Origin of the sequence: Thalassobellus sediminis (assembly GCF_044386045.1) — a bacterium.
In the GTDB taxonomy this organism is placed as follows: domain Bacteria; phylum Bacteroidota; class Bacteroidia; order Flavobacteriales; family Flavobacteriaceae; genus Thalassobellus; species Thalassobellus sediminis.
Genome location: NZ_JBISCD010000039.1, coordinates 430,909 through 445,342, shown reverse-complemented (window position 1 = coordinate 445,342; position 14,434 = coordinate 430,909). Strand labels below are relative to the sequence as shown.

General features: G+C 29.6%; 9 protein-coding genes. 1 reads left to right on the top strand and 8 read right to left on the bottom strand.

The window, feature by feature from the left end:
• Positions 1–155 precede the first annotated feature (155 nt).
• Positions 156–1,313: a putative hexosyltransferase gene (locus ACH5TW_RS06710; RefSeq protein ID WP_439335731.1), complete on the top strand. Its 1,158-nt coding sequence runs from the start codon at positions 156–158 to the stop codon at positions 1,311–1,313.
• Positions 1,314–1,354: 41 nt separating this feature from the next.
• Here ACH5TW_RS06710 and pheT read toward each other — a convergent pair whose 3' ends face one another.
• From pheT to uvrA, 8 genes are all read right to left on the bottom strand, one after another.
• Positions 1,355–3,781, bottom strand: a complete 2,427-nt coding sequence (pheT, locus tag ACH5TW_RS06705; RefSeq protein ID WP_439335730.1) for a phenylalanine--tRNA ligase subunit beta — start codon at positions 3,779–3,781, stop codon at positions 1,355–1,357.
• 162 nt (positions 3,782–3,943) lie between these two features.
• Entirely contained in the window at positions 3,944–4,456 is a 513-nt protein-coding gene (locus ACH5TW_RS06700) for a GNAT family N-acetyltransferase (protein WP_439335729.1), read from the bottom strand.
• A 12-nt stretch (positions 4,457–4,468) separates the two neighbouring features.
• Positions 4,469–4,939 carry a hypothetical protein gene (locus tag ACH5TW_RS06695; protein ID WP_439335728.1) on the bottom strand — a complete coding sequence of 157 codons (471 nt, stop codon included), beginning with the start codon at positions 4,937–4,939 and terminating at the stop codon, positions 4,469–4,471.
• A complete protein-coding gene (locus tag ACH5TW_RS06690; RefSeq protein WP_439335727.1) occupies positions 4,940–5,203 on the bottom strand; it encodes a DUF202 domain-containing protein in 264 nt (87 codons plus the stop codon).
• 77 nt (positions 5,204–5,280) lie between these two features.
• A complete protein-coding gene (locus ACH5TW_RS06685; protein WP_439335726.1) occupies positions 5,281–7,692 on the bottom strand; it encodes an alpha-ketoacid dehydrogenase subunit alpha/beta in 2,412 nt (803 codons plus the stop codon).
• Positions 7,693–7,862: 170 nt separating this feature from the next.
• Positions 7,863–10,694 carry a gluzincin family metallopeptidase gene (locus ACH5TW_RS06680; protein WP_439335725.1) on the bottom strand — a complete coding sequence of 944 codons (2,832 nt, stop codon included), beginning with the start codon at positions 10,692–10,694 and terminating at the stop codon, positions 7,863–7,865.
• Positions 10,695–10,806: 112 nt separating this feature from the next.
• The gene (locus ACH5TW_RS06675; protein WP_439335724.1) at positions 10,807–11,496 is read right to left on the bottom strand and encodes an LOG family protein; all 690 of its coding nucleotides are present in this window, start codon (positions 11,494–11,496) and stop codon (positions 10,807–10,809) included.
• Positions 11,497–11,559: 63 nt separating this feature from the next.
• Positions 11,560–14,394, bottom strand: a complete 2,835-nt coding sequence (uvrA, locus tag ACH5TW_RS06670) for an excinuclease ABC subunit UvrA (protein WP_439335723.1) — start codon at positions 14,392–14,394, stop codon at positions 11,560–11,562.
• Positions 14,395–14,434 lie beyond the last annotated feature (40 nt).

The window sequence follows — 14,434 nt, the reverse complement described above, 5'->3', positions numbered from 1 at the left end:
ATGTCTTATGTTTATGTGTTCTCTTAAATATACAAAAAATAAGTAAGATTTTATAAGATTTCTTTTATAAGTTTGTACTCATAAATTAATACATGAAACAAGTCGGTACGATTTTAATTAGTGCATTCTTTACTTTGTTTATTCTGTTTATACATTTGAAAACAGGAATAACTACTATGATAAATGGAGGAGGTCTTTCAATATCTAATGAGGCATTATCAGAAACGGTTAATTTACATAAATTCCACCCAGTATTTCTTAGAAGAAAAATTACTACTTGGTGCATTGAAGGATTATCAAATATTTTAAATTTAGAAATAGGACTTTCATTTGTAATTGTAAATTTTTTCTTTTTGTTTTTAAGTGGTGTGCTTATATATTTTCTATCGAAGCAAATAACGCAAAACTCAAAATTTAGTCTTATCAGTATGATTGCATATTTTTTATGTTTCTCTAATTTATTTGCATTTTTCCCGCCAGTTTATACTTATGATGAACCGTTGCAGTTTTGTTTTATTTTATCTAGTTTATTATTGTTTTTTAAAAACAAGTATTGGTGGTTTATTTTTCTTTTTTCAATTAGCCTAATTATAAGAGAGAGTGGTGTTATATTATTACCAGGATTGTTTTTTGTTTTTATATATAATTTTAAAAAAAGTATAACAGAAAATTTAAAGAGTTTAGAGTTTTTAAAAAAAACATCTGGGATATTAATTCCTATAGTAGTGTATTTGTTTTATGTATATATTATAATGGTTGATAATGATTCTAAGCATGATTCAAAACAATATTTTTTACAACGATTTTCATATATTAAATGGAATTTGCAAAGTTTTCAATTTGCTATTGAATCTATTTGTTCGATGTTATTGATATATGCTTTGCCTTTGTATTTTTTATGTTATTATTATAGGAATAAAAAACAGGTAAGTGTTATAAATAGTAAATTGATTAAGGCTTTTTTAATAACTTTAATCATTAATACATTGATAGTGTTTTTAAACACTAAAGCTAGAGAAGTAAGGTTATTTGTTATTCCTTTATTTTATTTTTGGCCAATTTTTGGAGCTTTTTTTCTAAACGATTTCAAACTTTTATTTAATTTAAGCGCATACCGTAGCTTGTTACTAAATAAGACCTATGTTTTTTATGTTGTTATTTTAAATATTTTGACTTTCATTTTTTCGTTTGTTCTTTATAAACCAACTTCAGGCCCAAGGTTAGGTGTTTTTAATCTATATCTTTTTATTTCGTTTAGCATTATTATAGCTCATTTTATTATTAATAAATCTAAACCCAAAACTCATCAATAAAAAAAGCCAGCTAATGCTGACTTTTAAAAATATATAATATTTTATCTTAATTCTGCACCAAGTTGTGTTTCAAAACTAGATTGTAATTTAGACATTATTTTATCTATTTGCTTGTCGTTAAGCGTTTTGTTTTCATCTTGTAATGTAAAACTAACAGCATAACTCTTTTTACCCTTTGGAAGGTTTTTACCTTGGTAAACATCAAATAAATTAACACTTTTAAGTAATTGCTTTTCGCTTTGTTTTGCTAATTTATAAATAGATTCAAAAGATACATTGTCATCTAATAATAATGCAAAGTCACGCTTAACAGCTGGATACTTTGCAATGGTTTTAAAAGTGATTTTATTTCTCTTTACAATTTCTAAAATAGTATCCCAATTAAAATCTGCGAATAATACTTCTTGAGAAATATCGAAATGTTTTAAAATAGGATTCTTAATGATACCAAAATCAACCAACTTTGTTTTTCCTTGACTAAAACTTAAGCCTTCACTAAATAAATCATTAGCTGCAGGGCTTTCATTAAACCTAGAAATTCCTAAACGTTCTAAAACAGTCGTAATATTTCCTTTTAAGTAAAAGAAATCACCTTTTTTAGAGGGCGATAACCAGTTTTCTCGTGATTGATTTCCTGTAATAAATAGTCCTAAATGTTTATATTCTTCACGCTTATCTTTATAACCGTGGTAAGTTTTTCCAAATTCAAAAAGTTTTAAATCACTTCGTTTTCGGTTGATATTAAAAGATAGGGCTTCTAGTCCTGAAAATAATAAAGACTGTCTTAAAACAGATAAATCATTACTTAAAGGATTAAGCATAGAAATATTATGCTCTTCTTTTAATTGCTCACTTAATGCTGCATAATTAGGCGTTGTCAAAGAGTTTGAAAGAATTTCAAAAAAACCTTGAGAAGCTAATTGATTCCCTATAATATTCTGAATTTTATAATCTTCAAAACGTGTGGTTGAAGAAATAGAGGCATTTAATTTTTCGGTAGTTTTTATATTATTATAACCGTAAACACGTAAAATTTCTTCAATAACATCAGCTTCTCTAATAACATCATTGCGAAAAGCAGGTACGGTTAAACCTAACCCTGTTTCGGTAACATTATTTACTTTTATATCTAAGGAAGCTAAAATACGTTTAATAGTTTCTTTTGGAATTTCTTCACCAATTAATTTTTTTGCACTATCAAAACTAAGGCGAACTTCAAAATCTTTTATTTTATTAGGATATACATCTAGAATATCACATGTAATTTCTCCTCCAGCAATTTCCTGAATTAATAGGGCTGCGCGTTTTAATGCATACTCAGTAATATTAGGATCAATACCACGTTCAAATCTAAAAGAAGCATCGGTGTTTAAAGCGTGACGTTTAGCTGATTTTCGAATACTTACAGGATTAAAATAGGCACTTTCTAAAAAGATACTTGTTGTAGTTTCAGTAACTCCAGAATTTAGGCCACCAAAAACACCTGCAATACACATAGGTTTTTCTTCATCGCAAATCATTAAATCATCTTCATGTAATTCACGTTCTACACCATCTAAAGTCACAAATTTAGTGCCTGCTTCTAAAGTTTTTACTTCAATTTTATTTCCAGAAATTTTAACAGCATCAAAAGCATGTAACGGTTGTCCTAAATCATGTAACACATAATTTGTAGCATCAACAATGTTGTTTATTGGGCTTAATCCAATTGCTTTTAAACGGTGCTGTAACCAAGTAGGAGATTCTTTAACTTTTAAACCAGAAATAGTTACACCACAATAACGAGGTGCTAAATCTTTGTTTTTTACATCAATATCAATTTTTAATGTACGATTATCAACATGAAACGCACTAACCGATGGTGTTATTAATTCTAAATTAATATCTTTTTGTACTAAACCTGCTTTTAAATCACGAGCAGTTCCTAGATGACTCATGGCATCTGCTCTGTTTGGTGTTAAGCCAATTTCAAAAACTTGATCGTTTTCTATATCAAAAATATCAGCTGCAGGTGTTCCTACTTTTAAAGTATCGTCTAAAACCATGATACCTTCATGAGACTTACCTAAACCTAGTTCATCTTCGGCACAAATCATTCCGAAACTTTCTTCGCCTCTAATTTTACCTTTTTTTATGGTCCAAGCTTCTCCTTCTTCAGAATATAACGTAGTTCCTATTGTTGCAACAGGTACTTTTTGTCCAGCGGCTACATTTGGTGCGCCACAAACAATTTGCACAGGAGCTTCTAAGCCAATATTTACAGTGGTTACTTTTAGTTTATCTGCATTTGGATGTTTTATACAAGTTAAAACCTCTCCAACAACAATACCTTCTAATCCCCCTTTTACAGATTGATAGGCTTCAATACCTTCAACTTCTAGTCCTAAATCTGTAAGTAATTCACTGGTTTGTTCTGGAGTCCAATCTATTTTTAAGAATTGTTTTATCCAATTGTATGAAATCTTCATAAATCATTAACGTATTAAGCTTGCAAAGATAAAATATTGCTGCAAGCATTCAAACAAAGCGTTGTAATTTGTGTGGTTAAAAAGAAATAAATATTAAAGTGTATTTTAATTACTTTGAATAAGCTTTATTTTCAGTTTTCACATATGGAATTGTAAATAATATTATTTTTCTATTTTATACCAATTATACATTATTCCATTTCCATTATATTCATCTGTTTTGTAAAGTATCAATCCTATTTTTTCAAGAACCTTACAAGAAGCTATGTTTTCAGCTAAAGCAATACCTATTATTCTATTAAGTTTTAATTTTTCAAAACCATATTCAATAATTTTATTTGAAGCTTCAGACGCTAACCCCATACCCCAATATTTTGGTAAAAATCTAAAACCTATATCGGTTTCATTAAATTCAGGTAAATATTTTAAGCCCGCAAAACCAATAATTCTATTTTCAGGTTTATAAATTACTGCCCATCTTCCATAACCATATTTAAAGTAATCTTTATACCAAACATTTTTGATAATTTCTTTGGCAGTATTTAATGATTCAATTACTTTGTCTCCGGTGTATTTATTAACTTCAGTATTAGACCCAAATTCATAAACTTCTTTATAATCATTTAAGTTAAATTCTCTGAGTATTAATCTTTTTGTTTCTATTATTGGAATCATTTTATAAATAAATTATAAATCTTCAAGCATCAAATTATAATCGTATTGTAAATCTTCATGTAAAGATGCTATTATTTTTTTAGAAAGTAATATTTGTCTATCATACATGTTTTGTAGCTGGGTACTTCTTTTTATTGTAGGTTTAAAATATTTTAGTTTTTCGCAAAAGTAGAGTAGGAGTTCAACTTCGGTTTCTTTCTTTTGAGAATATCGAACATACTTTTTTACGTTTCTAAGAATTTTGCGTACACTCTTTCTTATGTAAAAATAACTATCTCTATTTATTAATTCAAACTCATTATCCATGTAGGTTTTAACGGTTTGTATATAACCATCTTCATCAGCAGATTCAAACAATAAATAAGTAAGAAGCTCTTTGTTTTCTTTTTTAAATCGAGATAAGCGCAAGCATAACTCCATTAATTCGTTAGAAGACAGATGTTTTAATTCTTTTTTTATAGTAACAACTGAGACTGCTTTCATTTAAAGTTTATAGTGTTTTTTTATCGTTCGTTTTACCGAATATAACCGTAACAAACCAATAATTAATATTACAGGACATATTGTTAATAAAATAATACCAAAGGATTTCATTTCAGAAAAGAACTCTAATTTTAATAATGTTATTCCTGTTCCAAGAAATACAATAAACGTTCTAAAATAGGCAAGAAAGGTTCTTTCGTTAGCTAGTTTTGTTCGTTCTATAGCCAACCAATCTCTGGTTATTAATGGTGGTTTTTTATCCATTATTTTCATTTGTTTATAAATATAAAAAAACCATTACAAGTGTAATGGTTTAAAATATTATTTATTTCGTTTTTATTTTATCTCAATTTAGGAAAATCTGTAGGGTTTAATTCATGCATAACCTTATAAACTGCTTCAAAAATATCTTCGGCAGATGGTTTAGAGAAATAATCACCATCGTTACCATAAGCAGGTCTGTGCGCTTTAGCAGTTAATGTTTTTGGTTCGCTATCTAAATATTGAAATGCTTTCTGTGTATTTAAAATTTCATTTAAAATATATGCTGAAGCACCTCCAGGAACATCTTCATCAATAATCATAACGTGATTTGTTTTAGCAATGCTTTTAACAATATCATGATTTAAATCGAATGGCAGCAATGATTGTACATCAATAATTTCAACATCAATGCCAATAGATAGTAATTCTTTAGCAGTTTCTTCTACAATGCGAAGCGTAGAACCATAAGAAACTAAAGTAATATCTGTACCTTCTTTTACAGTTTCTACAACACCAATAGGTGTTTTAACAATACCTAAATTATTAGGCATTTTTTCTTTTAATCTATAACCGTTTAAACATTCAACTACTATTGCAGGATCGTCACCTTGTAAAAGTGTATTATAAAAACCTGCTGCTTTTGTCATGTTTCTTGGCACTAAAACATGTACTCCTCTAACTAAATTAAGAATGCCTCCCATTTGTGAACCAGAATGCCAGATACCTTCTAATCGGTGTCCACGAGTTCTTATAATTAATGGAGCCTTTTGTTTGCCTTTTGTTCTATAATGAGTTGTCGCTAAATCGTCGCTTATAATTTGTATAGCATAAAGAATATAATCTAAATATTGTATTTCTGCTATGGGTCTTAATCCGCGAAGTGCCATACCTATGCCTTGACCTATGATAGATGCTTCGCGTATACCAACATCGGCAACTCGTAATTCACCATATTTTTCTTGTAAACCTTCTAAACCTTGATTTACATCACCAATATTACCAGAATCTTCACCAAAAACTAAGGCTTCAGGGTAGTTTTGAAAAATGGCATCAAAATTATCACGAAGAATAATACGACCATCAACTTGAAGAGCATCATCTTCATAGCTTGGTTTAACTTCTTTAATAAGAATATTAGATCGATTTGTTTCTGAATATAAATGTGAACTAAATTTAGGTTGTATTTTATTAAAAAGTTCATTAACCCAATTACTAAGCAACTTTTTTTCTGTGGAAATATCACCAATAGTATATCTTAATGCTTTTCTAGCATGTGATAATATATCTTTTCTTGTTGGCTCATCAATAATAGCTAACGAATCTTTAAGTTTTTTAATGAATATACCGTTAACACTGGATGATGTTACTTGAGTTAATATAGAAAGCAATTCTTGTTGTTCTTTTTGAATAGGCTTTAAAAACGTAGTCCAAGCATTTTTTTTAGCTACTCTAACATCTCGTTTTATGTTTCTTTCAATTTCAATGAGTGTTTCATTGGTAGCAATGCCGCTTTCAATAATCCATTCTCTCATTTTAGTATTACAATCATATTTGGCTTCCCAATCTAATCGTTCTACACTTTTATAGCGTTCATGAGAGCCTGAAGTAGAATGCCCTTGTGGTTGTGTTAATTCTAAAACATGAATTAAAACAGGTACGTGTTCTTCTCTTGCGATAGTAGAAGCTTCTTGATATGTTTCAATAAGATTAGGATAATCCCAACCTTTTACGCATAAAATTTCGAAGCCTTTTTCCTCTTTATTTCTTTGAAAACCTTTTAATATTTCTGAGATGTTTTCTTTTGTTGTTTGGTGTTTAGCGTGTACTGAAATACCATATTCGTCATCCCAAATACTAATAATCATAGGTACTTGAAGTACACCTGCTGCATTTATAGTTTCAAAAAAGAGCCCTTCACTTGTACTGGCATTTCCAATGGTTCCCCAAGCAACTTCGTTTCCTTTTTTTGAAAAATGAGTAGTATTTATACCTCCAACTTGCCTATATATTTTTGAAGCTTGTGCTAAACCTAACAAACGAGGCATTTGTGCAGCAGTTGGTGAGATATCGGCACTAGAGTTGTATTGCTCAGTTAAATCTTTCCAACTTCCATTATCATTCAAACTATGTGTTACAAAATGGCCTCCCATTTGTCTACCTGCAGACATGGGTTCTAATTCTAAATTAGTATTAGCATATAATCCAGCAAAAAATTGTTCTAGAGATAGTTCTCCAATAGCCATCATGAATGTTTGATCTCTATAATATCCAGATCTCCAATCGCCTTTTAAAAAGGCTTTAGCCATGGCTAGTTGGGGTATTTCTTTGCCATCACCAAAAATACCAAACTTTGCTTTTCCTGTTAATACTTCTCTGCGGCCAAGAATACTACATTCTCTGCTTGTTGCTGCAATTTTATAATCATTTAATACTTCTGTTTTAAAGTCTTCAAATGATATATTGTTTTTCAAGTCTGGAATGGTTTGCATATTGGTAGAATTTCACTTTTGCAAAAGTAGGTAAAGTTTCTCTTTTTTGCAATTATATAAACTTTAAAATTACTGAGTAATTTTTAAAATAATTCACATATTCTTATGTAAAATGATAATAATATATTTAAAACCTATTTTTCGTGATAAAAACGCAATATTTAACTGATTTAAAACCATCTCCTTCTGAATAAACCTAAAAGCGCTTGTGGGTCTACAGTAAACTTAAATCTTATTTTTTCATCATAATTAGGTTGCCCTATTTCCCAGCCTAAATTGGAGTATAAGGGAAAGTAAATTTCGAAATAATCAGTTACTAGATTTAATCTGATTCCAGAATCATATACAAAATGAGGCGATTTAAATTTGTTTTTTACCAAACCAATATCTCCATAAAGTAAAACATATTTCCATAATGTTGTACTACTATTTATCGATGTAATCCATTGGTTAGCAAAAGGGGTATCTAGTTTAGATTTAAATCCACCTTCTGCGGTTATATATTGTTGGCTAAAAAGGCCTGAAGCTTCAGAGCGTCCTAGATAAGGGTAATCAAATAAATAATCGGTAGGTCTATCTAATGCAAAGCTGAAGTAATTCGATGAAGGATCATTTTTATTAGTTAAAAAAGCTCCAGCGTATATTCTTAAGTTTAATTGTCTGTTACTTTCAAACAAACGTCTGTATTCATAATTAAAAGATACTTTACTAAACTTTTTAGCAATTTGAAGATCTGTACGCCATTTGCTAAAATTAATTAGGTTGTCGTTTGAATGTACATATCTAGCATTAAATATACTGTAATTTGGCTCATCACTAGTCAATGTATTATTTTCATCTTTATCTCTTTGTATATTTACATATCTAAAAATAAGAGACTTACGTTTATTGGATCTAAAATCATTTTTCTCTCTAAACAAAAAAGTTATGGATGGTGTTATTTGTTTTACAAACAAATCTGGAGCATAGGAAGAATAGCTTCCAACAACTCCATAATTAATATAAAATAAGCTGCTATTTTCTAAATAATGAATTTTAGAAATGGCAGCAGATCCAGTTAAAGATTTAGATTTAAAAGCATAAACAGGTTCGAATTTATAATTAAAGAGTCTTCTTAAAATAGTAGTATTATAGGTTCTTATACCTAAGGTAAGCCCATCATAAATATTATTAAACTCAGCTACAGGCATAAAAAACACTTGGCTATAGTGAGGATCTTCAATATCTTTAAAAAGTCTAAATTGTAATGGTTTATTATTGAAAAAGAAGCCTTTTAAAGACTTCCAGTTATCTCTTAAATTTACTTCTGGAATAGTTTGATTATAATTTAAAACCAGTTTGTTAGCATTGTTTTTTGGAATTGTTATTGTTTTACTTTCTTGAATATTTTCAATCCATGTTTTCGAGATAATACTATCATTATTTAAAGTGTATAACGAAACAGGCATACTATTATCTCGTTTATTTTTAATAGTTAGCGTAATGGAATCATCCGTTTTTATAACTTTTTTTATTTTGAAGTCTATTTTTTTTCGAGTGGTAAGATAGTCTGTGAAAAACCAATCTATATTTTTATTGGTCTTAGATTTTAAATAGCTTTCAAAGTCTTTTGTTGTTGTTTCTTTAAGTTTATTCTCAGTTAAGAAAGAAGTTATTGTGTTTTCTAAAACATGGCTATTAACAAAATCATCTAAGTACTTAAGACCAATACCAGCTTTATATTTGCTAGCAATATTTTTATTAAATTTTAGCAAAGAATCTTTTTGCATAGTTAATACTTGATCTTTATTAGTTCTAGCCATTAGCATAAATACAAGAATGTATTTATCATTAAAACGCATATCTGCTGCATGAAAAGAACGCATACCCCAAAAATTGGCTAATGAGCCTAAAAATTTCATGTTAGGATAGTGTTCGTCTACATAATTCATTAGATAGAAAATTTGAAGACCATCAAATAACCATTGTTCTTTTCTTGGATTTATTAATAAAGTGTTTTCAAGGTAATTGTGTAGTGCTATTTTTAATAGCTTGAGTTCGTATTGAAAATGGTTAGGATAGGGTTTTATGAATTTAGGCAAAAAATTCAAACCATAAATAGGATCTTTATTATAATCAATGTCTGTTAAAAGAAGTTTGTTATGAGGGTGCTTCCCAAAATTATCTAATAAAAAATTTGTCACTTTTTCTGTAATTAATACTTTATCAATTACTTCTAAGCCATCATCATTAATATTGGAAATTATTGTAAAATCATCAGTTTGTATGGCGTTGAAGTTAGAGATTTTATTTAGGAATAACTTATTGTTTAATCTGTTTTTTCCTTCTAATATTATTGTTTGTTTGTTCGAGTCTTCCTCTTTGTTTTTAATATCTAACTCCGAAGTTAGTGTATAACCTTTTGGGTGTTCAATTTTTAATGTTAAATCTGCCTTTGGAATATATAAATCATCTAAATTTTTATTACTATAATATTGCCATTGGCCATTATAAACAGCAGGAGTTATATACCAATACCTTAAGTTTAAATCTCCAGAACTGGTATAGCCATAGCTTGTAAACTTATCGCTAGGTATTTGTACTATATATTCTAAATTAATAGTATAAAAATTATTAGGCTTTAAAGGTGTGCTTAAAGCAACTTGAATAATATCTATTTGGTCTTTTAATTGATTGAATACTAGATTTTTATTGTCCTGTTTTATTGATGTAATTACAGAGTAGCCACGATCTTCATTTTTAGCTAAATGAAATTTATTATTGTATTCGTCAGCAATTCTAAGAGCTAAAGGCGTTTTTTTAGTTGAGTAACTATTATTCCAATCGTTTAAATAAATAGTATCTAATACGTTGTTTGAAGTATTATGATATTGAATGGTTTGAGATATTTTTATCTGTTTAGACTCCATATCAAAAACAGCCTTTAAATCAATTTTATTTTGACCAAAGCCTGTAAAGAAAATTAGGGTAAATATGGTGCAAATTAAAAGGCGTAATTTCAATGTATTAAAATCATTAAAGGTTCATTAGTCATTCAAGGCACTGCAATATAGCAAAATAAGACGGTTTTGCTATTAATTATTAATTAAGAGCTGTAACAAAAATATGTATGTATTAAAAATTAGGGCTTAATTCAGAGTTTTCGTAAAATGCATCTAATATATTTATAACTTCCTCTTCAGTATCAACTAAATGTATTAAATCTAAATCTTTTGCACTGATGTTGCCAAATTTTTCTAAAAGTGTAGATTTTACCCAGTCCATAAGTCCTTCCCAAAAATCGGTACCAACTAATATTATAGGAAATTTTTCAATTTTATGTGTTTGAATAAGTGTTATGGCTTCAAATAATTCGTCTAAGGTTCCAAAACCTCCAGGCATGACTACAAAACCTTGAGAATATTTTACAAACATGACTTTTCTAACAAAGAAATAATCAAAATCTAAACTTTTATCAGAATCTATATAAGGATTATCATGTTGCTCAAAAGGTAAGTCAATATTTAATCCAACCGAAGTTCCTCCACCTAAATGTGCGCCTTTATTACCTGCTTCCATAATACCAGGACCACCACCAGTAATAACACCATAGCCAGATTCTACAATACTTTTAGCAATACTTTCTGCTAGTTTATAGTATTTGTGTTCAGGTTTTGTTCTTGCAGATCCAAAAATTGAGACACAAGGACCTATTTTACTCATTTTTTCAAAACCATTGACAAACTCGCCCATGATTTTAAAAATAGCCCAAGAATCGTTTGTTTTTATTTCGTTCCAGCCTTTAGGATGATGTTCTGTTACCATACTTCTGTATTTATGTTTTTATTAACTTGTTTAAACAAGTCATTAATTAGTAAATTTTATTGGTTATAAATCTAATTCTTTTTTTAAGAATTTAGCTGTATAACTTTTTTTATGTTTCACAATGTCTTCTGGAGAACCTTCAACTATAATTTGTCCGCCACCTTTTCCGCCTTCATAGCCAATATCAATAATATGATCAACGGTTTTAATAACGTCTAAATTGTGTTCAATAATTAATACGGTATTTCCTTTGTTGGCTAATTTATTGAGCACAACCATTAATACTCGAATATCTTCAAAATGCAATCCTGTTGTAGGTTCGTCTAAAATATAAAAAGTATTACCTGTATCTCGTTTACTTAATTCGGTTGCTAATTTTATACGTTGAGCTTCTCCACCAGATAGGGTTGTGCTTTGTTGCCCTAATGTTATATAACCTAATCCAACATCCTTGATGGTTTTTAGTTTGTTGTAAATTTTTGGAATGTGTTCAAAGAAATCTACAGCTTCATTAATGGTCATATTTAAAACATCGCTGATGCTTTTTCCTTTATAACGAATTTCTAAAGTTTCACGGTTAAAACGTTTTCCTTGGCAAGTTTCACATTCTACATACACATCAGGAAGGAAATTCATTTCAATAACACGTAAACCACCTCCTTGACAGGTTTCACAACGTCCGCCTTTTACATTAAAGCTAAAACGTCCTGCTTTATAACCGCGAATCATAGCTTCAGGGATTTTAGCAAATAATGCTCTAATTTCACTAAAAGTACCTGTGTAAGTTACTGGATTACTACGTGGTGTTCTACCAATAGGCGATTGGTTAATATCAATAACTTTATCAATGTGTTCTAAACCTTTTATGCTCTTGTAAGGCATGGGTTTTTTTACGCCATTAAAATAATGTGCATTTAAAATTGGGTAGAGGGTTTCATTAATTAAAGTCGATTTACCACTACCAGAAACACCAGTAATACCAATCATTTTTCCTAAAGGAAATTTAACCGATACATTTTTTAAATTATTACCTGTACAACCTTTAAGTTCTAAAAATTTGCCGTTGCCTTTGCGTCGTTTTTTAGGAATCTCTATTTCTTTATTACCATTTAAATAATCGGCAGTTAAGGTATCGTGAGTTAAAAGTTCTTCGGGTGTACCGATGCTAATAATTTCACCACCATATTTTCCAGCTTTAGGTCCAATGTCAATTACATAATCAGCACGTTCAATCATATCTTTGTCGTGTTCAACAACAATAACTGAATTACCAATATCACGAAGAGATACTAACGAATTAATTAGTTTTTCATTATCGCGTTGATGCAGACCAATACTAGGTTCGTCTAAAATATAGAGGACTCCAACTAATTGAGAACCTATTTGTGTAGCTAGTCTAATACGCTGTGCTTCTCCACCGGATAACGATTTAGAACTTCTGTTTAATGATAAATAATTTAAACCAACATCCAATAAAAACTGTAATCTTGATTTTATTTCTTTTACAACTTCTTCGGCTATTTTAAGTTGTTTTTCAGATAAGTGATTGTGTAAATCTTTAAACCAATTGGCTAATTCAACAATATCTGTATTAGCAAGTTCGGCTATGTTTTTATTGTTTATTTTGAAATAAAGTGATTCTTTTTTTAAACGAGAACCTTCACAAACCGGACATTTAATTTTGTCCATATAATCTTTAGCCCAACGTTTTAAAGAGGTTGATTCTGCTGTTTTATATTGATTTTCAATAAAATTAGCAACGCCTTCAAAATCTATTTTATAATCGCGGGTAACACCTAATGTTTTACTCTCAACTGAAAATTTATCGTTACCACCATACAAAATCATTTGTTTGGCTTCCTCAGGAATATCTTTGTACGCATCGGTTAGTTTAAAATTAAAACGCTGCGCAATTGTTTCAAACTGTTTAAAAATCCAACTATTTTTTTCCGCGCCATGAGGTGCTAGAGCTCCATTTTGTATTGAAAGAGAATCGTCTGGAATAATCTTATCTTCGTTTACCTGATATAATTCGCCAATGCCATTACAATTATCGCAGGCACCTTTTGGAGAATTAAATGAAAAATTATTGGGTTCAGGGTTTGGATATGAAATACCACTTGACGGACACATTAAATTCCGACTAAAATAGCGTGTTTCTTTAGTGTCTTGATCTAAAACCATTAATACATCATCACCATGATACATAGCCGTGTTTATGGTTTCGGTAAGGCGTTTATCATTATCAGCTGTATCATCAATTTTTAAGCGATCAATAACAATCTCAATATCGTGATTTTTATAGCGATCTAATTTTAAGCCTTTTACAATGTCTTTAATTTCGCCATCGGTTCTAACTTTAACAAAACCTTGCTTCGCTATTTGTTCAAACAGTTCACGATAGTGACCTTTACGGGAGCGTACTACAGGAGCTAAAATATTTATTCGCTTTCCGTTAAAGTTTTTAATAATAAGTTCTTTAATTTGCTCATCACTATAACTAATCATTTTATCGCCTGTATTGTAGCTATACGCATCGCTAGCACGCGCAAATAATAAACGTAAAAAATCATAAATTTCAGTGATAGTACCTACAGTAGACCGTGGTGATTTACTGGTTGTTTTTTGCTCAATAGCAATAACGGGGGAAAGGCCATCAATTTTATCTACATCAGGGCGTTCTAAACCTCCTAAAAATTGTCTAGCATAGGCCGAAAATGTTTCAATGTAACGACGTTGTCCTTCGGCATAAATAGTATCAAAAGCTAATGATGATTTTCCGCTGCCTGATAATCCTGTAATAACTACCAGTTTTTCACGAGGAATGGAAACATCAATATTTTTAAGATTGTGAACTCGGGCTCCTTTTACTTCAATAAAATCATTAAATTGGCTCATAAATAGGCAAAAGCGCAAAGTTACAATTTTTGATGTTAAA